This window comes from Asanoa sp. NPDC049475, assembly GCF_040676915.1.
Lineage (GTDB): Bacteria > Actinomycetota > Actinomycetes > Mycobacteriales > Micromonosporaceae > Asanoa.
On the sequence record NZ_JBFAPY010000002.1, the window covers coordinates 483,553 to 503,907 of the forward strand.

The 20,355-nt window shown below is 72.0% G+C and carries 20 protein-coding genes; 11 read left to right on the plus strand and 9 right to left on the minus strand.

Annotation, left to right across the window (positions count from 1 at the left end):
• Positions 1 to 20: 20 nt before the first annotated feature.
• Positions 21 to 860: an aldo/keto reductase gene (locus AB0J88_RS08435; protein WP_364347033.1), complete on the plus strand. Its 840-nt coding sequence runs from the start codon at positions 21 to 23 to the stop codon at positions 858 to 860.
• 155 nt (positions 861 to 1,015) lie between these two features.
• Positions 1,016 to 1,234, plus strand: a complete 219-nt coding sequence (locus AB0J88_RS08440) for a hypothetical protein (protein WP_364347031.1) — start codon at positions 1,016 to 1,018, stop codon at positions 1,232 to 1,234.
• Here the strand turns inward: AB0J88_RS08440 and AB0J88_RS08445 are convergent.
• On the minus strand, positions 1,231 to 2,259 hold the full coding sequence (locus tag AB0J88_RS08445; protein ID WP_364347029.1) for an aldo/keto reductase: 1,029 nt from the start codon (positions 2,257 to 2,259) through the stop codon (positions 1,231 to 1,233). The two genes, AB0J88_RS08440 and AB0J88_RS08445, sit on opposite strands and share 4 nt — an antisense overlap.
• Positions 2,260 to 2,351: 92 nt before the next feature.
• Between AB0J88_RS08445 and AB0J88_RS08450 the strand changes: the two genes are divergently transcribed.
• Both AB0J88_RS08450 and AB0J88_RS08455 read left to right on the plus strand, forming a co-directional pair.
• Positions 2,352 to 2,909, plus strand: a complete 558-nt coding sequence (locus AB0J88_RS08450; RefSeq protein WP_364347027.1) for a TetR/AcrR family transcriptional regulator — start codon at positions 2,352 to 2,354, stop codon at positions 2,907 to 2,909.
• A 28-nt stretch (positions 2,910 to 2,937) separates the two neighbouring features.
• Positions 2,938 to 4,095, plus strand: coding sequence for a hypothetical protein (locus AB0J88_RS08455; protein ID WP_364347025.1), 1,158 nt, complete (start codon positions 2,938 to 2,940; stop codon positions 4,093 to 4,095).
• Here AB0J88_RS08455 and AB0J88_RS08460 read toward each other — a convergent pair.
• The gene (locus tag AB0J88_RS08460) at positions 4,070 to 4,636 is read right to left on the minus strand and encodes a TetR family transcriptional regulator (protein WP_364347023.1); all 567 of its coding nucleotides are present in this window, start codon (positions 4,634 to 4,636) and stop codon (positions 4,070 to 4,072) included. The genes AB0J88_RS08455 and AB0J88_RS08460 overlap by 26 nt on opposite strands.
• Positions 4,637 to 4,715: 79 nt before the next feature.
• On the opposite strand from AB0J88_RS08460, the gene AB0J88_RS08465 reads away from it, so the two are divergent.
• Entirely contained in the window at positions 4,716 to 5,630 is a 915-nt protein-coding gene (locus tag AB0J88_RS08465; RefSeq protein ID WP_364347021.1) for an SDR family oxidoreductase, read from the plus strand.
• Here AB0J88_RS08465 and AB0J88_RS08470 read toward each other — a convergent pair.
• Entirely contained in the window at positions 5,612 to 6,454 is an 843-nt protein-coding gene (locus AB0J88_RS08470) for a sigma-70 family RNA polymerase sigma factor (protein ID WP_364347019.1), read from the minus strand. The two genes, AB0J88_RS08465 and AB0J88_RS08470, sit on opposite strands and share 19 nt — an antisense overlap.
• A gap of 94 nt (positions 6,455 to 6,548) precedes the next feature.
• Here AB0J88_RS08470 and AB0J88_RS08475 point away from each other — a divergent pair, with 94 nt between their 5' ends.
• Positions 6,549 to 6,986 carry a carboxymuconolactone decarboxylase family protein gene (locus AB0J88_RS08475; protein ID WP_364347556.1) on the plus strand — a complete coding sequence of 146 codons (438 nt, stop codon included), beginning with the start codon at positions 6,549 to 6,551 and terminating at the stop codon, positions 6,984 to 6,986.
• A 1-nt stretch (position 6,987) separates the two neighbouring features.
• On the opposite strand, the gene AB0J88_RS08480 is transcribed toward AB0J88_RS08475, so the two are convergent.
• Genes AB0J88_RS08480 through AB0J88_RS08490 form a run of 3 tightly spaced genes read right to left on the minus strand, consistent with a single transcriptional unit; the run spans position 6,988 to position 10,820 of the window.
• A complete protein-coding gene (locus AB0J88_RS08480) occupies positions 6,988 to 7,167 on the minus strand; it encodes a hypothetical protein (RefSeq protein WP_364347017.1) in 180 nt (59 codons plus the stop codon).
• A 48-nt stretch (positions 7,168 to 7,215) separates the two neighbouring features.
• On the minus strand, positions 7,216 to 9,981 hold the full coding sequence (locus tag AB0J88_RS08485; RefSeq protein WP_364347015.1) for a glycoside hydrolase family 2 TIM barrel-domain containing protein: 2,766 nt from the start codon (positions 9,979 to 9,981) through the stop codon (positions 7,216 to 7,218).
• Positions 9,978 to 10,820 (minus strand): SMP-30/gluconolactonase/LRE family protein, encoded by an 843-nt coding sequence (locus tag AB0J88_RS08490; RefSeq protein WP_364347013.1) that lies wholly within the window; start codon positions 10,818 to 10,820, stop codon positions 9,978 to 9,980. Before AB0J88_RS08490 ends, AB0J88_RS08485 begins: the two co-directional genes overlap by 4 nt.
• A gap of 50 nt (positions 10,821 to 10,870) precedes the next feature.
• Between AB0J88_RS08490 and AB0J88_RS08495 the strand changes: the two genes are divergently transcribed.
• Positions 10,871 to 11,521: a class I SAM-dependent methyltransferase gene (locus tag AB0J88_RS08495; protein ID WP_364347011.1), complete on the plus strand. Its 651-nt coding sequence runs from the start codon at positions 10,871 to 10,873 to the stop codon at positions 11,519 to 11,521.
• Between the two features lie 78 nt (positions 11,522 to 11,599).
• A complete protein-coding gene (locus tag AB0J88_RS08500; protein WP_364737837.1) occupies positions 11,600 to 12,568 on the plus strand; it encodes a hypothetical protein in 969 nt (322 codons plus the stop codon).
• Positions 12,569 to 12,646: 78 nt separating this feature from the next.
• Here the strand turns inward: AB0J88_RS08500 and AB0J88_RS08505 are convergent, their stop codons facing one another.
• Positions 12,647 to 14,047, minus strand: coding sequence for an OFA family MFS transporter (locus tag AB0J88_RS08505; RefSeq protein ID WP_364347553.1), 1,401 nt, complete (start codon positions 14,045 to 14,047; stop codon positions 12,647 to 12,649).
• 179 nt (positions 14,048 to 14,226) lie between these two features.
• Here AB0J88_RS08505 and AB0J88_RS08510 point away from each other — a divergent pair, with 179 nt between their 5' ends.
• A complete protein-coding gene (locus tag AB0J88_RS08510) occupies positions 14,227 to 15,312 on the plus strand; it encodes a pyridoxal phosphate-dependent aminotransferase (protein ID WP_364347007.1) in 1,086 nt (361 codons plus the stop codon).
• Positions 15,313 to 15,329: 17 nt separating this feature from the next.
• Here the strand turns inward: AB0J88_RS08510 and AB0J88_RS08515 are convergent, their stop codons facing one another.
• Positions 15,330 to 17,105 carry an MFS transporter gene (locus AB0J88_RS08515; protein WP_364347005.1) on the minus strand — a complete coding sequence of 592 codons (1,776 nt, stop codon included), beginning with the start codon at positions 17,103 to 17,105 and terminating at the stop codon, positions 15,330 to 15,332.
• 84 nt (positions 17,106 to 17,189) lie between these two features.
• Here AB0J88_RS08515 and AB0J88_RS08520 point away from each other — a divergent pair, with 84 nt between their 5' ends.
• Positions 17,190 to 18,041: an arylamine N-acetyltransferase gene (locus AB0J88_RS08520; protein WP_364347003.1), complete on the plus strand. Its 852-nt coding sequence runs from the start codon at positions 17,190 to 17,192 to the stop codon at positions 18,039 to 18,041.
• Here AB0J88_RS08520 and AB0J88_RS08525 read toward each other — a convergent pair.
• Complete coding sequence (locus AB0J88_RS08525; protein WP_364347001.1) at positions 17,994 to 18,854, minus strand: DUF4328 domain-containing protein; 861 nt, start codon at positions 18,852 to 18,854, stop codon at positions 17,994 to 17,996. The genes AB0J88_RS08520 and AB0J88_RS08525 overlap by 48 nt on opposite strands.
• Positions 18,855 to 18,997: 143 nt before the next feature.
• Between AB0J88_RS08525 and AB0J88_RS08530 the strand changes: the two genes are divergently transcribed.
• Positions 18,998 to 20,224, plus strand: a complete 1,227-nt coding sequence (locus AB0J88_RS08530) for an EAL domain-containing protein (protein WP_364346999.1) — start codon at positions 18,998 to 19,000, stop codon at positions 20,222 to 20,224.
• The last annotated feature ends 131 nt before the right edge of the window (positions 20,225 to 20,355 follow it).

Consider the following 20,355-nt stretch of genomic DNA (forward strand, 5'->3'; position numbering starts at 1 on the left):
CTGGTCCTACGCTGGGGATCATGGCACCGATCTCCATTCCGACCCGCACGCTCAACGACGGCCGGGAGATGCCCTGGCTCGGGTTGGGCACCTATCCCGCGAAGGGCCGAAAGGCGACCGAGGCGTTCCTCGTCGCGATCGAGGCCGGCTACCGGCTGCTCGACACGGCCTACAACTACGGCAACGAGGACGCGGTCGGCGCCGCCATCCGGGAGAGCGGGCTGCCCCGCGAGGAGTTCTTCGTCACCAGCAAGCTCGCGGGCCGGCACCAGGGCAAGCCCTACGTCCGGGATGGCTTCTCCGCCTCGCTGGAGCGGCTCGGCCTCGACTACGTCGACCTCTACCTGATCCACTGGCCGCTGCCGAAGGTCGGTCGCTACGTCGAGTCGTACGTGGAGATGGTGGCGCTCCAGCAGGAGGGCCTGATCCGCTCGGTCGGTGTGTCGAACTTCCTCGACGAGCACATCACCGCCGTGGTCGCGGAGACCGGCGTCGTGCCGGCCGTCGACCAGCTCCAGGTCTCGCCGACGCACGCGCAGGTCGACGTCGTCGACGGTGTCACCCGTCACGGGACGGTCGTGCAGGCGTGGAGCCCGCTGGAGCGCAACAGCGGCATCCTCGAGCACCCCACCGTTCTCGACATCGCCGAGCGGCTCGCCGTCGCGCCGCCGCAGGTCGTGCTGCGTTGGCTCGTCGACCGCGACATCACCAGCGTGCCGGCGTCGACGAACCCCGACCGGCAGCGGCTCAACGCCGACATCTTCGGCTTCGCGCTCGCGCCCGCCGACGTCGCGGCCATGACGGCCATCGACGTCGGCAAGCCCGTCAAGCAGGACCCGCGCACCTGGGAAGAGTTCTAAGGACGCAGCGTCTTCGTCCAGAGCACGGCGCCCTCGAGGTCGCGTGGAATAACGCATCCGCAAGTCTGGATTAGATGACTGTTAATTCGGCGTCGGTCGCCGCGCCGCCCGGTTAGCGTGAGCGCGTACCCCCGGACGCCCACCGGAGGCCCGCTATGTCCCCCCTGGTTCGCCGGCTGCTCCGCGCCGTGCCCATCGCGATCGTCGTGGTCGCCGTAACCGTGCTGTTCTTCGCGCCGTCAGCCGAAGGGCGCGCCCGCCCCGCGGCCGTGCCGCCGTCGGAGTGGCCGATGGTCTCGTTGGTCGCCCTCGCCGTGCTCGCGCTCGTGGTGCCGACCGGCGCCGTCGTGCTGTTCCTGCGCCGCCGCTACTAGCCGGCCACGCGTCGCCGCAGGGCCTTGTCGAGCAGGGCCGGTGGTGCGTCGAACTTCTCGTGCGCGGCCAGGTCGACCCCGGGTGCGACGACCGCGTCGATGGCGTCGAGCACGTCGGGCGGGAGCACGGTGTCTGCGGCGGCGAGGTGCGAGCGCAGGTGCTCCAGCGTGCGCGGGCCGATGATCGCGCTGGTCACCGCCGGGTGCGCGGTCACGAAGCCGAGCGCGAGCTGGACCATGGTGAGGTCGGCCTCGGCGGCGATGCCGGCCAGGCGCTCGACGGCGTCGAGCCGGGCCTGGTTGGCGGGGCGGGTGAGGTCGAAGCGCTCCGGCAGGACCGTCGAGCGGCTCGTGTTGATCTCCTGGCCGGCCCGGATCGCGCCCGACAGCCAGCCCGAGGCCAGCGGGCTCCACGCCAGCACGCCGAGGCCGTACTGCTCGGTCACGGGCAGCACATGGCCCTCGATGCCCCGCTGGAGGATCGAATAGCTGGGCTGCTCGGTGACATAGCGACCCAGGTGGTGGTCGCGGGCGGCCCATTGCGCCTGGACGATCCGGTACGCGGGGAACGTCGACGAGCCGAAGTAGCGGATCTTGCCCGCCGTGCGCAGGTCGGTCAGCGCGGCGAGGGTCTCCTCGTCGCTGGTCCGCGGGTCCCAGCGGTGCATCTGGTAGAGGTCGACGTGGTCGACGCCGAGCCGGCGCAGGCTGTCGTCGAGGGCGGTGACGAGCCAGCGGCGGGAGCTGCCCTGGTGGTTGCGCTCGTCGCCGATCGGCATCGTGGCCTTCGTCGCCAGCACGAGGTCGTCGCGGCGGCCGGCGATGGCCTTGCCGACCATCTCCTCCGACACGCCGGCGCCGTACATGTCGGCGGTGTCGATGATGTTGATGCCCGCATCGAGGGCGGCGTCGACGATGGCGGTGGCCTCGTCCTGGGTGGTGCGGCCGATCGGGCCGAAGTTCATGGCGCCGAGGGCCAGCGTGCTGACCTGGACGCCGGTCCGGCCCAGGGTGCGGTACTGCATGATTCCTCCGGGGTGTGGCACGATGGCAAACGGAACGTTGCTCCGTTAACGATACGGAGCTCTGTTCCGTTTAGCAAGGGAGGCTGGAGACGATGCCGAGGGCGGACGCCCGGCGCAACCAGAAGACGCTGCTCGACGCGGCCGCCGCGGTCTTCGTCGAGTCGGGCGTCGACGCGCCGGTACGCGAGATCGCGACCCGGGCGGGCGTCGGGATGGGCACGATCTACCGCCACTTCCCGACGCGGGCGGACCTCATCGTGGCGGTCTACCGGCACCAGGTCGACGCCTGCACCGAGGCGGGCCAGGCGCTGCTGGCCGGGCCGGCCGACCCGTACGACGCGCTCGGGCAGTGGATCGACCTCTTCGTCGACTTCCTCGTGACCAAGCACGGGCTCGCGGCCCTCATGCGGTCCGACAACACCAGTTTCGAGGCGTTGCACACCTATTTCCTGGATCGGCTGGTGCCGGTCTGCGCCGACCTCCTGGCCGCGGCGGCCGCGGCGGGCACGATCCGCGCCGACGTGGCGGCCTACGAGCTCCTGCGCGGTGTCGGCAACCTCTGTGTCGGCGCCGGCCGGGACCCGGGCTATGACGCACGTCGCCTGGTCACGATCCTCATCGCGGGACTGCGTCACACTCCCGTCGCATGATCTTGGGTTTTGTGATGATGTTGCCGTTGTGATCGTGATCCGACGGCGGTTGGTCGGCGGTGCCGTCGCCGCGGCCGTGACCGGGGTGTTCAGCACCGCCGGCGCCGGCTACTACTTCTCCGGTGAGCTGCTCGGTGTCGACCGGACCCGGGACCTCGCGGTGCGGGTGCTGGCGGTGGACGGCGACGAGGTCACCCTCAGCCGCGACCTGGACACGGCGAAACCCATCGAGCTCGGCCTGATGTGGCCCGAGGGCGCCGCCCGGCTCACCACGTCGGTCCGGGTGGTCGGCGACACCGTGGTCCGCGAGATCGCCGAGCGCGAGCTCGGCCACCTGCGGCCCGGCCTCGCGGTCCACGTCGACTACAACGTGTTCAGCACCGACCCCAAGGCCGCGTTCGGGCTGGACTACGACACCGTGCCGGTGCCCGGTGAGCTGGGCGACCTGCCCGCGTGGCTGGTGCCGCCGCCGGGTGCCGAGCGGCCGGGCCACTGGGCGAACCAGCGGCCCGGCCGCTGGGCGATCGCGATGCACGGCCGGGGCGCGAGCCGGCACGAGGCGCTCCGGGTGCTGCCGACCGTGGCCGGCGCGGGGCTCACCACGCTGGTGCTCGGCTACCGCAACGACCCGGACGCGCCCGCCAGCCCGGACGGCTACTACCACCTCGGCGACACCGAGTGGCGCGACCTGGCCTCCGGCATCCGCTACGCGCGCGAGAACGGCGCGACCGAGGTCGTGCTGCTCGGCTGGTCGATGGGCGGCGGCGCCGTCCTGACCGCGCTGCGCCGGCTGCCGGTGGCCGACGCGGCGCTGGTCCGCGGCGTGGTGCTGGACAGCCCGGTGCTGTCCTGGGACGCGGTGATCGACTTCCAGGCCGCGCTGCGCCACCTGCCGGCCCCGATCACCTGGTCGGCGAAGCGGTTCACCGAGTGGCGCGGCGGCCTGTCGCTGGCCAGCCTCGACCAGGACCCCGCCGAGCTGACCGTGCCGGCGCTGATCTTCGTCGACGAGTCCGACCAGCTGGTCCGCACCGACCGGGCACACGCGTACGCGTCGGCCCGCCCGGACCTCGTCACCCTGGTCTCGACCCGCGACGGCGGCCACGTCGCGTCGTGGAACGTCGACCCGCGGGGCTACGCGGCCGCGGTGACCGCCTTCCTCAGCCGGGTCGCGTCAGCGTCCTGAGCTCGTCGAACGACTCCCGCACGAGGTCCGGCAGGCTCCGTCGGCCGGTGTCGCCGATCCAGCGCTCGAACGCGACCCGGAAGACACCGATGCCGGCCTGGGCGGCCAGGCTCGCCGCCGGCTCGGTGATGCCGCGGTCGCGCAGAGCCGACGTGACCGCGTTGGCGAGCGTCGCGAGCTTGACCACCTCGCGCTCCTGAAGCTCCGGGTTCGCGTCGATGACGACCTGCCGCGCCCGGGCCAGGTCACGGCGCTCCTCGAGCAGCGCGCCGGCCGCCGCCAGGGCCGTGCCGACCACGTCGATCGGTGCCGCGCCGTCGGCCGCCTCGGCGACGCCTTTGACCAGGACCTCGCGGAGCAGGCTCGAGCCGGCGAACAGCACCTCGCGCTTGTCGGCGTAGTGGCGGAAGAAGGTCCGCTCGGTCAGCCCGGCCCGCGCGGCGATCTCGGCCACGGTGACCTGTTCGTACCCGCGTTCGCCGTACAGCGCGAGTGCGGCCTCCTCCAGCCGCCCGCGGGCGTTCGGCTCCCATCGACCCATGCCTCGATCATAGGTGATGGCAGCCGCTGACATCACCGTGCTAGCGTCCATGTCAGTCACTGACATGGAGGTACCGCTCATGCGGGTTTTCGTCACCGGGGCGTCAGGCTGGATCGGGTCCGCCGTCGTTCCCGAGCTCCTCGGCGCGGGTCACCAGGTCGTCGGGCTCGCCCGCTCGGCCGACTCGGCCACGGCCCTGACCGCCGCCGGCGCGGAGGTGGTCCGCGGCACCATCGACGACCTCGACGTCCTCGGGGCCGCCGCGGCCGACTCAGACGCCGTGATCCACCTGGCGTTCAAGCACGACATCGCCTTCGCGGGCGAGTTCGCGGCGGCTGCCGCGGCCGACCGCCGTGCGGTCGAGACCTTCGGCACGGCGCTGGCGGGTTCCGGCCGACCGCTGGTGATCGCCTCCGGGCTGGTCGGGCTTTTCCCGGGCCGGGTGGCCACCGAGCGTGACAGACACGCCGCCGCCATGGGTGCCGGCGGCGGTCCGGGAGTGCGGCAGGCGACCGCCGACCTGACGCTCTCGCTCGCCGAGCGGGGCGTGCGCTCGACCGTGCTGCGGCTGCCCCCGACCGTCCACGGCGACGGCGACAACGGCTTCATGGCCGCCATCGTCGGCATCGCGCGGGCGAGGGGCGTTTCGGGCTACCTCGGCGACGGTGCCAACCGCTGGCCCGCCGTCCACCGCCTCGACGCCGCGCGGTTGTTCCGGCTCGCGCTGGAGGAGGCTCCGGCCGGGTCGGTGCTGCACGCCGTCGCGGACGAGGGCGTGCCGATCCGGGCCGTCGCCGAGGTGATCGGCCGACAGCTCGGCGTCCCCGTCGCCGAAGTGACCGAACCCGGCGCTCACTTCGGCTGGCTGGCGCACGTCATCGGGCTGGACAGTCCGGCCTCCAGCGCCCTGACCCGCGACCTGCTCGACTGGCGGCCGATGCGGCCGGGGCTGCTCGAGGACCTGGAGAAGGGTCACTACTTCCAGGCCGGCTGAGCCGGCAGGTCGAGGGCCGCGAGCCGGGCCGGGTCGCTGATCGCCGTGATGGCGGTGATCCTCCCGTCGGCCACCGTGAACGCGAGGAGGGTCAGCGGGCTGCCGTCCGCATGCCAGGCCAGGAAACCCGGCCGGCCGTTGACGAGCACCCCGCGCCCTCGCGCCCCGTCCCGCGCGCCGAAGCGCGCCCCGGCGGCGACCGACGTGGCGCCGATGGTCACGGTCACGCCGTCCGCGGTGTCGGCGGTCAGCCGCACGTCCGGGTCGAGCACCCGGAGCAGCGCGGCGAAGTCGCCACCGCGGGCGGCGGCCAGGAACGCCCTGACCACCTTGCGCTCCGCCGGCCCCGCGGGATGCGACGTCCCGCCCACCTTGCGGCGCGCGCGGCTGGCCAGCATCTTGGTCGCGTCGGTGGATCTGCCGATGATCTGGCCGATCTCGTCGAACGGCACCGCGAACAGGTCGTGCAGCACGAACGCCAGCCGCTCGCTCGGCGACAGCGACTCCAGGACGACCAGCAGCGCGAGGCCGACCGAGTCGGCCAGCACGGCGTCGTCCGCCGGCTGCGGGCCGCCGTCGTCGACCGTCACGACCAGCTCGTCGTACGACGCCGACGGGCGCCGCGACCGCAGGACGTCGAGGCTGATCCGGCCCACGACCGTGGTCAGCCAGCCGCCGAGGTTGTCGATCGTCGCCGGGTCCTGGCGCCAGAGCCGCAGCCAGGCCTCCTGGACCACGTCCTCGGCGTCGGCGTGCGAGCCGAGCATGCGGTAGGCGACCGCGTGCAAGCGGTCGCGCTGGGCTTCGAACGCTTCGGCCGTCATGGCTGTTACCTTCCCTCGCGCTGCTCCGTCATGGGTGATGACGGGCCCGGGAGGGCGGAGGTAACCGATCAGGGGGAAACCCGTGCCAGCACGCATGAAGAGCCGGAGCGATCCGGCCGTCGTCAGCGCGATCCAGCAGCTCGTCAAGGCGATCCACGCCGGTGGCGCCGACCCGCTCGTGCTCGAGCTGGTCCACCTGCGGGCCAGTCAGATCAACGGCTGCAGCCCGTGCGTGTACGCCGGTGTCGCGTCGGCGAAACAGCACGGCGAGACCGACGAGCGCCTGCACAGCGTGGTCGCGTGGCGCGAGACCGCGCTGTTCACCGAGGCGGAGCGGGCGGCGCTCGCGCTGGCCGAGGCCGCGACCCGGATCCAGGACGGTGCACCGGGCGTGACCGACGAGGTCTGGGACGCGGCGGCCGCCCACTTCGACGAGGCGCAGCTGTCGGCGATCGTCACGGAGATCGCGCTGACCAACTTCTTCAACCGGATCAACCGGACGCTGCAGGAGCAGGCCGGCAGGACGTGGTGACCTAGGACGACCGCCAGGCGTCGTCGTCGGGGTGGTGGTCGGGCCGGAGAGGGCGGGGCTCGGTCTCCTGAAGCTCGACCAGCTCGTCGGGGAGCACCCTGGGCGGCAGCTCGCCGAACCGGGCGTGCCGCAGGAAGGCGGCCTCGTCGTCGGTGAACACCACACGGTCGTCGTCTTCCATGCCCACATGATGCATCCGCCGGCCACCCGTGGGCGGCCCGGCGGAGGATCAGATCGCGCGCAGGGTGACCATCAGGTCGAACGGCTCGGCGCGCAGCCAGGCCTCGGGCGCCGGCGGCGGGCCGCAGGCGGCCGTGCCCAGCCCGTGGTGGCCGTGGTCGAGGTGGAGATGCACGTCGCGACCCGGCGCGAGGTCGTCGGTGTGCCGGGCCGCGGTCAGCTCGGCCGTGCTCCACCGGCGGGCGGTCAGCTCGAACGTCGGATGCCCGGTGATCTCCAGGCCGGCACCGGTCGGGTCGGTGAACGAGGCCTGCCGCACCCTGGTCCGGTTGCCGTTCTCCTGCGGCCGCACATAAGGGGTGTGCAGCCCGTCCACCGTGGACGCATAACGGCCGACCAGCGCCGCGGCGTGCGAGTCCACATAGGCCTCGCCCGGCCCACCGCCGAACCATTCCACCTCTCCGAGGCGGCCCGGGATCGCCATGGACACGCCGGCGCGGGGGAGGGGGAACGACCAGTCGCCGGCCGGCTCGACGTGCAGGGCGAGCGTGACCGCGTCGTCGTCGGCCGTCCAGGAGGAGGTCGCCAGCAAGGCCCGGTCACTGCCGGCCGGCGCGACCCGGCTGGTGACGACGAGGGCGTCGGTGGTGCCCGCGACCTCCAGCACCCGGTGCGTCATCCGGTGCAGGCCGGCTGCCCGCCACCGGGCGGCGACCGGGTCGGGACCGAGCTCGTCGTTGTCGATCGGCGCCCGCCACACGTCCAGGCGTGGGCCGCGCAGCGTCAGGTCGCCGAGCGAGACCAGCTCGCCGTCGCGGAACCGGGCCGGGCCGAGGGCGGAACCCGCGGGCCGTCGACCGGTCCGCGGCGGGCGCGGCGCCGCCTCGCGCAGCAGGAGCTGGCCGGCACCGACGGTCGTGCCCCCCAGCCGAGCGGTCACGGTCAGCCAGGCCTCGCCCTTGCCCGCGGGAAGGACGGCGTCCGGCGGGGCCATCGGGGCCGACGCGGCCGGTTCGAGAGAGGGCGCCGCTTGGGAACCGGCGGCGACCGTCGTCCCGTCCACCTCGATCGTCCAGTCGAGGGTGACGCCGGTCAGGTCGCGGTGGTCGTAGCCGTTGCGGACGGTCAGCTTGTCGCCCTCCGGCACGAGCCGGACCGGCGCGAAGACGGCGCCGAGCTCGGTCAGTCCTGGCGACGGGGTGCGGTCCGGGAAGACCAGGCCGTCGATGACGAAGTTGCCGTCGTGCACCGGCTCGCCGAAGTCGCCGCCGTACGCGAAGTGGTTGCCCCTTCGGATGCCGTGGTCGAGCCACTCCCAGATGAAGCCGCCCTGGCAGCGCGGGTAGCGCTCGAACAGCTCGCGGTAGGTGCTCAGCAGACCCGGGCCGTTGCCCATCGCGTGCGCGTACTCGCACAGCACGAACGGCAGCCCGTCGGGCGCGGCACCGATCTCGGCCACGTCGTCCGGCGTCGCGTACATCCGGCTGTGCACATCGGTGTGCTCGCACGAGCGGTCGCCCTCGTAGTGCAGCGGCCGGTCAGGGTCGAGCTCGCGCGCCACGGCCGCCATCGACGCGAGGTTGCGGCCCACGCCGGCCTCGTTGCCCAGGGACCACATCACGACACTCGGGTGGTTCCTGTCGCGGTGCACCGTGCGCCGCATCCGGTCGACCAACGCGTCCGTCCACCGTGGATCGTCGGTGGGGTTGTCCCGCCAGCCGTTCTGCTCGAAGCCGTGCGTCTCGAAGTCGTTCTCCACCAGGACCCAGAAGCCGAGCTCGTCGCAGAGGTCGAGCACGGCGGCGTCGGGCGGATAGTGGCTGGTCCGGATCGCGTTGACGTGGTGGGTCTTCATCAGCTCGAGCTCCGCGCGGACCACGTCCTGCGGCACGACCCGGCCCAGGTCGGGGTGGAACTCGTGCCGGTTGACGCCGCGGAAGAAGATCCGCTGGCCGTTGGCGGTCAGCAGGCCGTCGACGACCGCGACGGTGCGGAAGCCGATCCGCAGCACGACCGACTCGGACCCGGTCGACACCGTTGCCTCGTACAACGTGGGTGTCTCGGGTGTCCAGGGTGCGACCGTGTCGAGCGCGTGGTCGGTGTTGACGGCGACGTTCTGCAGCCCGAGCTCCGGCACCGTCAGCAGCGCGCCCTCCGGCGCGTCGACCCGGAGCGTGCCGCGCCCGCCGTCGTACGACGCGTGCACGAACAGGTCGTCGATCCCGCCCGCCGGTCGCACCTCCAGCGTGACGGCGCGGAAGATGCCGGGCAGCCACCACATGTCCTGGTCTTCGAGGTAGCTGCCGGCCGACCACTGGTGCACCCGCACCGCGACGAGGTTGGCCTCGCCGGGCCGCAGGTGCGCGGTCACGTCGAACTCGTGGGTGAGCCGGCTGCCCTGGGTCGAGCCGACCTCGGCGCCGTTGACCCAGACCCGCCCGTGCGAGTCGACGCCCTCGAAGCGCAGCAGCACCCGCTGCCCGGCCCAGCCGGCGGGCACCTCGACGACGCGGCGGTGGTCGCCGGTCGGGTTCTCGGTCGGCACGTGCGGCGGGTCGACCGGGAACGGATAGGTGATGTTGGTGTATGCCGGCTGCCCGTACCCGTGCATGGGCCAGCTCGACGGCACGGGCAGCGCGTCCCAGCCGGAGTCGTCGTAGTCGACGGCCCAGAACTCGTCCAGGCCGGTCGCGGTGGGGGACAGCCGGAACCGCCATGCCCCGGACAGGTCGATCGACGGCGCGTCGCTGTGCAGCGCGGCCCGGGGCGGAACGGTGCCGTGCGGCCGGCCGAAGTCGCCGAGGTGCCCGGTCATCCGGCGAAACCGTAGTCCGCGAAACCGGAAACGCCCGGCCGGGCGCGGAACAGGGCACCGCTGGGCGCCGGGTCGTCGTCCGACGGACGCGACGTGGTGATGTAGAGGTCGGTCAGGTCCGGGCCGCCGAACGCGCAGGCGGTCGGGCGGCCCACCGGCATCTCGACGACCGCGTCGAGCGTGCCGTCGGGACCGTAGCGGTGCACGGCGGCGCCGTCCCAGAGCGCCACCCAGACGCCGCCCTCGGCGTCGAGGCACAGCCCGTCGGGGGTGCCGACCTCGGCGGGCACGGTCACGAACGGGCGCCGGTCGGAGAGATCGCCGTTGAACAGGTCGATCCGTTGCGTGCCGGAGTCGACGTAGTAGGCGGTCCCGCCGTCCTGCGACCAGGCCAGCCCGTTGGAGATGGTCACGTCTTCCAGCACGACGGTCACGGTCAGGTCCGGGTCCAGCCGATAGAGCTTGCCGGCGCCCTTCGACTCGTCGGTCGCCATCGAGCCGCAGTAGAACCGGCCCTGGGGGTCGCAGCCGCCGTCGTTCATGCGGACCGGACCGGCGGGCCACAGCTCGGGCAGGATCCTCGGCCCGTCCGAGCCCGCGTCGAGCAGCGCGAAACCGCGTTCGACGGCCAGCACGAGGCCGCCCGCGCGGCGCGGGCGGATGGCGCAGACCACGGACGAGACGGGGGTACGCGTGACCGCGCCGCTCTCGGGATCGAGCGCGAGCATGTCGCCGGCCAGCATGTCGACCCAGCGCAGGCGGCCGGTCGCGGCGTCCCACGCCGGACCCTCACCGTGCCCGGCGATCCGGTCGGTGACCTGTTCAACGTTGATCTTCATAACCGCCTCATCCTGTCACCCTCGGCCCCGCACGATCTAGGCTGGAGATCATGCCCGACATCACCAGCCCAGCCATCAGTGACTACCTGCTTGCCCACTCCTCGCCGGCCGACAACCTGCTGCGCGAGCTCGCGATCGAGACCACCCGCGCGTTTCCCGACGCGGCCGGCATGCAGATCTCGCACGACGAGGGTGAGCTGCTGACCATGCTGGTCCAGCTCGTCGGCGCCACCCGCGCGGTCGAGGTGGGTGTGTTCACCGGCTACTCCTCGATCTGCATCGCCCGCGGGCTGGCGCCGGGCGGCTCGCTGCTGGCCTGCGACGTGAGCGAGGAGTGGACCTCGATCGCGCGGCGCTACTGGGACCGGGCCGGCGTCGCCGACCGGATCGACCTGCGGATCGCGCCGGCGCTCGAGACGCTGCGGGCGCTGCCGGCCGAGGAGAACATCGACTTCGCCTTCATCGACGCCGACAAGCCGGGCTACCCCGCGTACTACGAGGAGCTGGTCACCCGGTTGCGCCAGGGCGGGCTGATCGTGCTCGACAACGTGCTGCGCGGCGGGCGGGTCATCGACCCGACGGCCACCGGCGAGGCCGACCTCGCGATCCGCGAGATCAACGATCGCGTCGTCGCGGACCCGCGCGTCAGCGTCGCCATGCTGCCCGTGCGCGACGGCGTCACCCTCATCCGCAAGCGCTGACCGGCGGCTGCTCGACCGTCCATCGAGGATGCCGGATGCTGCCACGTGAGGAAACCCCGAACCGGTAACCTCGCAAACGTGGCAGGCCCGGTCAAAATGCCAGCAAACCTCTTCAGCACGGCGTTCGGGTTGACCGGCCTGGCGGGGGCGTGGTCCACGGCGCACGGGTACGGCATCTCGCCGCGCGGCGTGACCGACGCCTTGCTGGTCCTCGCCGGCGCCGTCTGGGTGTTGTGCTGCGTGCTCTACTTCCGGCGCCCCCGGTCCGTGCGCGCCGACCTGACCGACAACATCTTCTCGCCGTTCATCTCGCTCGCGCTGATCACACCCCTGCTGCTGGCCGTCCTCGGCCTGCAACCCCGGGCGCACACGGCGGCCGTGGTGGTGGTCGACGTCTTCATCGGCCTGACCGTGCTCTACGGCGGCTGGATCACCGGACAGTGGATCTACGGGCCGATCGAGGCCGGGAAGATCCATCCGGGTTACTTCCTGCCCACCGTCGCAGGCGGGTTCGTCGCGTCGATCGCGGCGACCGGGGTCGGCCAGCGCCGGCTCGGCGAGTTCCTGTTCGGCCTCGGCGCGATCTGCTGGCTGGTGCTGGGGTCGATCATCATGAACCGGCTGTTCGTCAATCCGTTGCTGCCACCACCCCTGTTTCCGACCCTGGCCATCGAGGCGGCGCCGGCGGCGGTCGCCAGCGTGGCGTACTTCGCGCTCAACGGATCCCGGATCGACGCCTTCGCCGCCCTCCTCGCCGGCTACGGCGTCCTGTTGGTGATCGCACAGTTCCGCTTCCTGCCGGCGTTCCTGCGCCTGAAGTTCAGCCCCGGCTTCTGGGCCTTCACCTTCGCCTACGCCGTCGTCGCCAACGCCACCATCACCTGGATCAACGTCGGCCGGCCGGCCGGGCACCGCGCGCTGACCTGGTTGGTCCTCGGCGCCATCACCCTGCTGGTCGGCGGCGTCGGCCTCCGCACGCTGGTCGCGGTCGCCCGCGGCACCTACCTGCCCAAGCCGACGCCGCCTCCGGTCACTGGAACAGCTTGACCGCGGTGATCACGGTCTCCACCACCCCGTAGCCGAGCAGGATCGCGACGAGCGTCCAGGACACGACCAGTCGTCCGCTCATGCCGCCGCCTCCTTCACCGGCTCGGCCGCCTCGGCCTGCCTGGGTTCGTGATATTGCTCCGGCACCGGCCGGATCAGCAGGTTGGCCAGGAACCCGATCGCAAGCACACCGACCATCGTGAACAGCGCCGGCCGGTACGCCTCGGCGGTCAACGAGCCCGGCTTGCCCTGCGCGTCGAGGAAGCCATTGATGATCAGCGGCCCGGCCACGCCCGCCGCCGACCAGGCGGTCAGCAGCCGGCCGTGGATCGCGCCGACCTGATAGGTGCCGAACAGGTCACGCAGGTACGCCGGCACGGTCGCGAACCCGCCGCCGTAGAACGACAGAATCACGCCGGCGAGCAGCACGAACAGCGCGGTCGCGGTGTGCCCGACCGCGGCCAGCAAGGTGTAGAGCACCATGCCGACGCCGAGGTAGACCATGTAGATCGGCTTGCGGCCGATGAGGTCCGAGGTGGACGACCAGGCGAACCGGCCGGCCATGTTGAACAGCGAGAGCACGCCCACGAAGCCGGCCGCCGCGGAGACGGCGACGGTCGACGTCGTACCCTCCCGGAAGAAGTCCTGGATCATCGGGCTGGCCTGCTCCAGGATGCCGATGCCGGCGGTCACGTTGCAGAACAGCACGATCCAGAGCAGCCAGAACGCGCGCGTCTTGATCGCGTTGGCGGCCGACACGCTGGCGGTCGTGACCAGGGGTTTCGCCGCGACCGTGGCCGGGTCGAAGCCGGCCGGCCGCCAACCCTCCGCCGGCACCCGCACGTTGAACACCCCGAACATCATGATCAGGAAGTACCCGATGCCGAGCGTGAGGAAGAGCGCCACGAGCGCGCCGCCGGACGCGACCGAGGAGCTCACGTTGGGGTCGTAGCCCGCGTCATAGAACGACAGGAGCTGGCGGGAGGCCGGGCCGGCGATCAGCGCGCCGCCGCCGAAGCCCATGATGGCCAGCCCGGTCGCGAGGCCCGGCCGGTCCGGGAACCACTTGATCAGGGTCGAGACGGGGGAGATGTAGCCGATGCCGAGGCCGATGCCGCCGATCACCCCGTACCCGAGGTAGACGAGCCAGAGCTGTTTGGTCGCGATGCCGAGGGCGCTGACCAGGAAGCCGGTGGCCCAGAAGGAGGCCGAGACGAACATCGCCTTGCGCGGCCCGTTGTTCTCGACCCAGGTGCCGGCGACCGCGGCCGACAGGCCGAGCATCACGATCGCGATGCTGAAGATGATGCCGATCGCGGTCTGGCTCGAGCCGAAGTGCGCGACGAACGAGTTCTTGTAGACGCTGGTGGCGTACGCCTGGCCGATGCACAGGTGCACGGCAAGGGCCGCGGGGGGAATCAGCCACCTGCTGAACCCCGGTGGTGCGACGGTGTGCTCACGATCGAGAGCGGATAACAGGGCCATGGGGTGCCTCCTGCCGCATGAATCGTTCTCAATGTAAGGCGATCATGGACGGGCCGCATGTCGAAGCTCGCGGCCGGCGCGCAGCGGTGAGCGGTCACCACGGGTCGCCGACCGGGCCACCGGGCGCCGATTGGCTCTGCCCGTGGTGCTCCGCGGGTGGTCACCATCGTGGGATGGAGCGCTTTCCGCCTACGCCGATGTCCGACCTCGTCGACTCGCCGTGCGTCTACGACCTGGCGGAGAGCACGAGCCCGCCGCTGCTGCTCAGCTCGCTGCCGATGCCGGCGGACCTTTCGCTCGGGTACGGGACGACGCCCGGCTCTCCGGCGTTGCGTACCGTCCTGGCCAAGGACGTGGGGGTCGACCCCGACCAGGTGCTGCTGACACCCGGGGGTGTCGCGGGGATGTTCCTGCTCGGTCTCGTCACCTGCGAGGCCGGCGACCACGCGGTGGTGACGACACCGTGCTTCCCGCCGGCGGTGTCGGTGCTGACGTCGCTGCGGGCCGAGGTGACCACGGTGCCGCTGTCGTTCGACTCGGGCTACCGGCTCGACGTGGCGGCCGTCCTGGCGGCCGTGCGCCCCTCGACCCGGCTGGTCTCGGTCGCGTCACCCCAGAACCCGTCCGGCGTACGGATGGCCGAGCGCGACCTGGCCGACCTCGTGGCCGGGGTGGCGGCGGTGGCCCCGGACGCGGTGGTGCTGGTGGACGAGACGTACCGGGACGGCGCGTACGACGGTGTGCCGGCACCGTCGGCCGCGTCCCTCGGTCCGTCGGTGGTGACGTGCTCGTCGCTGTCGAAGGCCTATGGGGCGCCGGGTCTGCGGGTCGGCTGGCTGACCGCGTCGCCAGTCCTTTACGAACGCCTGCGCCGCGCCAAGTTCACGACGCTGCTCACCGGCTCGGGCGTGGACGAGGCGTTGGCGTTGGAAGTGTTGCGACAGCGGGACGAGGTGCTGGGCTCGCGACGGGTGGGTTTGACTTCGGCCCTGGCCACTTTGACGTCGTGGGCGTCCGGGGTGCCGTCGGTGGAGCTGCTGCGACCGGACGCCGGTGCGCTCTGTTGCTTGCGGTTGCGGCCTTCGGTGTCGGTGGAGCGCTTTTACGCTGCGCTGCCGGCCCTCGACGTACGGGTGGGGCGCGGGTCGTGGTTCTTCGAGTCGGACCGGGTGTTCCGGGTGGGGTTCGGCCACCTGGCGCCGGATCTGTTCGAGGAGGCGCTGGAACGGCTCGGGTCCGCGATCAGCGCGGCCCGCTGACCTTTCGGGTTGGGCGGTCAGCGCGGCATGGTGGCCTCGGTGGTAGCCGGGCGGGCCGCGGCGGCGGTCGCCACATCGGTGCGGTAGGTGCGGCGGGCTCTGAGCAGCAGCAGGCCGTTGAGCAGCAGCGGCACCAGCATGATGAGGAACGCGGCGCGCAGCCCGCCGCCGCGTCCGGCCGCGCCACCGAGCTCGTCCGCGACGAAGCCGAAGGCGATCGGACCGGCCGCTTCGGCGGCGAGCTGGAGGACGGTCCGCACGCTCTCCGCGCGGCCCCACAGCGACGCCGGCACGATGTCGAGCCGGGCGGCGCCCAGCGGCGGGTTGGCGGCGGCCAGGCAACAGGCGCCGAGGGTGAAGAAGGCGATCGACACCCAGATGTCGGCGACGATGAGGCCGGGCAGGAAGAACAGAGCAGCCGCCGAGTACGCGACCGCCGGCACCGTGACCCGCGCCCGCGTGTGGCGACGGCGTAAAGCGAGGTCGGTCAGCCGACCGCCGAACAGGGTGCCGGCCACCGCACCCAGACCGATCGGAATGATCACCAGGCTGACCAGGCCCTGCGACAGCCCGTAGCGGTCGAGAGCGAAGATCAATGCGAAGGTCCGCAGCCCCGCGAAGAAGAAGTAGCCGACAGCGGTAGCGATGATCAACGTCCGCACGGTACGAATGCGAAGCACGAACCGAGCGGCCTGCCAAAAGGTCATGGCGTTCGCGTCGTCGCGCAGCACCCGATCGGGATCGGGCGACACGCCGCCGTCAAGCACCGCCTCCCGCCCGCGGTCGGCCTCTTGCTCCAGGTCGCGGTCGGGCTCCCGCTGGCCCACGGCCCGTCCCGGGCCATGGCCCGGCGCCCGCTCCCGCCCAAGGCTCGCGGTGTGTTCCCGGCTGGAGTCTGGCGTTCGCTCTCGGTCGTGGTCCGCTGGTTGCTCGCGGTCGTGGTCGCGCGTCAGGCGCCGGTCATGGTCCGCGGCCTGTCCGCGGCTGGGGTCGGGCGGCTGTTCGCGGTCGTGGTCTGGCGTCTGCTCTCGGTCGTGGTCCGCTGGTTGTTCCGGATCGTGGTCTCGCGCCAGGCGCCGTTCATCGTCCGGGGTGTGCTTTTGGCCGTGCTCCGGCGTCTGCTCGTGGCCGTGGGCCTGTCTTCTGTGTAAGCCCGCGGCGGGTGGCAACCGGCTTGTGCCGGTGCGGCTGGGTTCTGGCATCAGGCGCCACAGGGCGGCCGCCAACCCGAGGCTGAGCACCGCGAGACCGAGGAAGGGTGCCCGCCAGGACAGCCAGGCCGCGATGTCGCCGCCGATCAGCAGGGCCAGGCCGGCGCCGACCAACTCGCCGGTGAGTACCCAGCCGTAGATCTTCGCTCGTTCGCCCGCCGGGAAGAGGTCGCCGATCAGCGACGCGACGATCGGACCCGAGGCGGCCACCGCGGCGCCGAGGGTGATTCGGGACAGCAGCAGCCAGAGGTAGTCCGGCGCCAGACCACCGACCACCATCGAGATGCCCCAGACGGCGATCGCGGTCGCGAGCAGCCGGACCCGGGCGGTCCGGTCGGCGAGCACGCCGGCTATCGGGGCGGCGACGGCGCCGACCCCGGACGAGACGGTCGCGAAGAGGCCGAGCTGAGCGTGCGAGATGCCGAGGTCGGCCTCCAGCGGCGCGCCGACCGCTCCGATCGTCCCGCTGTCGGCCGAGTTCAGCGCCAGCACCAGGGCCAACAGCACGATGACGCGGGCCCGGACCGGCCCGCCAAGGGCTTCCGACAGTCGGGCGATCAGACGCCTCGGCCCGGCCCCCACGCCTGCCGCATACCCGGCGCACCGCCCGGGATGCGTGCGGCACAGGACAGAAAAACGTCATACCCTCGCGTTAGCGTCAGCGACATGATCGACGTGTCCGCCTACCTCCGCCGGCTGGGCCTGCGTGCGGAGCCGCCGAGCGCCGCCGCCCTCGCCACACTGCACCGCGCCCATGCCGAGCGCATCGCCTACACCACGTTCGACATCCAGCTCGGCCGCACCACGACCGTCGACCCGGTCGAGTCCGCCGACCGGATCGCGCGCCTGGGCCGAGGCGGCTACTGCTACCACCTCAACGGCGGCATGTCCGCGCTGCTCACGGAGCTGGGCTACGACGTGCGCTGGCACCTGGGCGGCGTCCAGGGCCACGCGGCCACCGAGCCGGTCGGTGCCAACGGCAACCACCTGGTGCTGACGGTGCACGGCCTGCCGACACCAGACTGCCCGGCCGGCGTCTGGTTCGCCGACGTGGGCCTGGGCGACGGCCTGCACGAGCCGGTTCCCTTGACACCAGGCCCGATCCGGCAGGGGCCTTACATGTTCGACCTGGGCAGGTCGGTGGTCGAGCCCGACGGCTGGCGCCTGACCCACGCCCCGTTCGGCGCCTTCGTCGGCATGGACTTCCGCGACGCCGAAGCCAAGCCCGCCGACTTCGCGGCCAAGCACGTCGAGCTGTCCACGTCGCCGGAGTCCGGCTTCGTCCGCACGCTGACGGCCCAACGCCGCCACGCGGCCGGCGCCGACATCCTCCGCGGCCTGACCCTGACAACGGTCACCGCGACCGGCGTCGCCCGCCGCGACGTCACCAACCGGGAGGAATGGTGGGCGATGCTCGCAGGCCTGTTCGGCCTAGGCCTGGACGACGTGACGCCCGCGGAACGCACGGCCCTATGGGACAAGGTCCGCGCCACCCACGACTCGCGGGTGACGACCTAGGCCCAGACGGACCTCTCTGATGACGCGCACGCTGCGATTGACCGTTCTCACGAACAGGATGGTGGTGATGGTCCACAAGGGATAGGCCACGAACCGCATGTCCACCTGGGTCCCGTGCAGGGAGCCACCGTTCGCGGTAGCCCGCTCGTAGAGCCACCGCAGCACCGCGAACGCGAGGGTGACGAGGACGAGCGTCCACCAGCGACCGATCCGGACGCGGCGGTCCGGATCTGGCCGGATCGCCCGGCGCGGCCGCGAATCCCACCCCGGGCCGCCTGCGCCGGGCAGTGCGCCGCCGGTACCCGGCAGTGCGCCGGTGGTGTCGGGCAGCGGACCGCTGCGCACCTCTTGCTGTTCGCCGAGGCTGATCCGGTCGACCGTTGACCGCGGGCCGCTGGCGGAGTGCACGTCGCGGACGACAAGGTACGGGATGGCCAGGTTGGCGAACGGGACGAACCAGCCGGCCACCGCCCACCGGGGTGCCCACGCCGACGTGTCGTCGATCCGTTGGGCCGTCCGGGACGCGTCGTACAGCCAGGCTACGAAGGTGGCCCCGGCGACCAGGGCAGCGGCGAGCCACGCCTGCTTGGCCACTGTGGACGGTTCCACGCCGTGGGGAAGGAAGTGGTCCACGAGGAAATAGAGGTACAGGGCGGGTGTGACCGGGTCGGTGTTGCCGTGCGTCACCGATTCGATCCCGTGCTCGTAGCGGCCCATCGCGAGCGCGGTGCGCACGACCTCGGCGACGGCCAGCGTGAACAGCGCCCACACCGCCAGCCGGCTCGTCGTCGTGGGCACGGGCGGGTTCGCCACCGGGCGACACCTCCTTCGCGGGTTCCCGAGAGTATGGCGGTCGTCCCGCTATGGGTTCTTCCTGGCTCTTCGTCGGGATAAAAAGCGGACCCGAGCTACCAGAAGCGGTGGCGGCGACACGGCCTTCCCCGCAGGCTCGAGGTATGGGCTTCGAGGTAGACCTTCCGCTCGACGAAGAGTTCGACGACATCATGCGGGAGCGGCTGATCGAGCCGGTCTTCCAACCGGTGGTGTCGCTCGTCGACCAGCGGCCGGTCGGCTACGAGGCGTTCGCCCGCGGGCCCGAAGGTCGGCTGCGCACACCGGCCGCATTGTTCGCTGCCGCCGCGGAGGCCGGGCGGGCCGCCGAGCTCGACGAGCTGTGCGCCGTCCTGGCGAGCCGGGCGTTCCACGACGCCGGGATGCGGGAGCTCGCGCTGTTCATCAACTTCAACCCCGACACGCTCAGCAATGAGACGGAGGACGGGGTGACGCCCCCGTACGCCGAGGTGATGGGCGACAGCAACGTGGTCGTCGAGATCACCGAGAAGGCGGTGACGCGCCGCCCCGCCGGGCTGCTCGACGCCGTCGGCGACGCGCGCAAACGCACGGCCCGCATCGCGCTCGACGACATCGGCGTCGACCCCGCGAGCCTGGCCGCGATGCCGCTGATCAACCCCGATGTGATCAAACTGGACCGCACGATCATCCAGGACACCACGTCCGACTCGTACGTCATCAACGCCGTACTCCAGGACGCGCTCCTGCGGGGTGCGCAGATCGTGGCCGAGGGCGTCGAGCGGCACGAGCACGTCGACGTCGCCCGGTCGCTCGGCGCGACCCTCGGCCAGGGGTGGCTCTTCGGTCGGCCCGGGCCACTGCCGAACGCCGTCCGCCCGTCGGACCAGCTGCTCGCCCGGGTCGGCCCGCGGCCGGCGTCGCGAACGACCCCGTACGACGTGCTGGCCCGCACCGAACCGGTCAGCCCGATCAGCGCGGACGAGCTGGCCGCGATGTCGGCTCAGATCGAGAACCAGGCCACCCAGGCGAAGGACGCGGCGATCCTCGTCGTCAACATCGGCGACCTGCGATACATGGCGGTCGACAGCCTGATCACGTATGCGTACCTGAACAGCCGCGGTGTCGAGGTCTTCCTGGTCGGCCACGGGGTGCCGTTCACCCCGGGCGGCCGGGTGCGCGGCATCCCGCTGGCCGAGGACGACCCGCTGCGCCAGGAGCGGACGACCCTGCTGGTGGGCAGCAGCTACGGCAGCGGAGTGTTCGCGCGGCGCCAACCCGGCAGCGACTCCTTCGCGGCGGGCACCTGCTACGAGTGGGACCGCGTCGTCGAAGCCACGCTGCCCCTGGTCAGCCGCGTGGAGCAGATCTGAGCAGGAGACCCCGGCGACGTCATCGCCCTGCCCGGCCATTCAGGACATCAAGACCGACCGGGCGCCGCGCCGGAAGGCCCGCCAGACCCGGATCGGCTCGGCAGAGCGTAGGACGGCGGTAGCCGCGGGCG

What these genes read in the sequence shown, in the direction of transcription:
- AB0J88_RS08450 (WP_364347027.1), top strand. Translation starts at nt 2,352, where the DNA reads ATGCCGAGGGCGGACGCCCGGCGCAACCAGAAGACGCTGCTCGACGCG.
- AB0J88_RS08470 (WP_364347019.1), bottom strand. Translation starts at nt 6,454, where the DNA reads ATGACGGCCGAAGCGTTCGAAGCCCAGCGCGACCGCTTGCACGCGGTC.
- AB0J88_RS08440 (WP_364347031.1), top strand. Translation starts at nt 1,016, where the DNA reads ATGTCCCCCCTGGTTCGCCGGCTGCTCCGCGCCGTGCCCATCGCGATC.
- AB0J88_RS08480 (WP_364347017.1), bottom strand. Translation starts at nt 7,167, where the DNA reads ATGGAAGACGACGACCGTGTGGTGTTCACCGACGACGAGGCCGCCTTC.
- AB0J88_RS08465 (WP_364347021.1), top strand. Translation starts at nt 4,716, where the DNA reads ATGCGGGTTTTCGTCACCGGGGCGTCAGGCTGGATCGGGTCCGCCGTC.
- AB0J88_RS08490 (WP_364347013.1), bottom strand. Translation starts at nt 10,820, where the DNA reads ATGAAGATCAACGTTGAACAGGTCACCGACCGGATCGCCGGGCACGGT.
- AB0J88_RS08495 (WP_364347011.1), top strand. Translation starts at nt 10,871, where the DNA reads ATGCCCGACATCACCAGCCCAGCCATCAGTGACTACCTGCTTGCCCAC.
- AB0J88_RS08445 (WP_364347029.1), bottom strand. Translation starts at nt 2,259, where the DNA reads ATGCAGTACCGCACCCTGGGCCGGACCGGCGTCCAGGTCAGCACGCTG.
- AB0J88_RS08510 (WP_364347007.1), top strand. Translation starts at nt 14,227, where the DNA reads ATGGAGCGCTTTCCGCCTACGCCGATGTCCGACCTCGTCGACTCGCCG.
- AB0J88_RS08435 (WP_364347033.1), top strand. Translation starts at nt 21, where the DNA reads ATGGCACCGATCTCCATTCCGACCCGCACGCTCAACGACGGCCGGGAG.
- AB0J88_RS08520 (WP_364347003.1), top strand. Translation starts at nt 17,190, where the DNA reads ATGATCGACGTGTCCGCCTACCTCCGCCGGCTGGGCCTGCGTGCGGAG.
- AB0J88_RS08530 (WP_364346999.1), top strand. Translation starts at nt 18,998, where the DNA reads ATGGGCTTCGAGGTAGACCTTCCGCTCGACGAAGAGTTCGACGACATC.
- AB0J88_RS08460 (WP_364347023.1), bottom strand. Translation starts at nt 4,636, where the DNA reads ATGGGTCGATGGGAGCCGAACGCCCGCGGGCGGCTGGAGGAGGCCGCA.
- AB0J88_RS08475 (WP_364347556.1), top strand. Translation starts at nt 6,549, where the DNA reads ATGAAGAGCCGGAGCGATCCGGCCGTCGTCAGCGCGATCCAGCAGCTC.
- AB0J88_RS08485 (WP_364347015.1), bottom strand. Translation starts at nt 9,981, where the DNA reads ATGACCGGGCACCTCGGCGACTTCGGCCGGCCGCACGGCACCGTTCCG.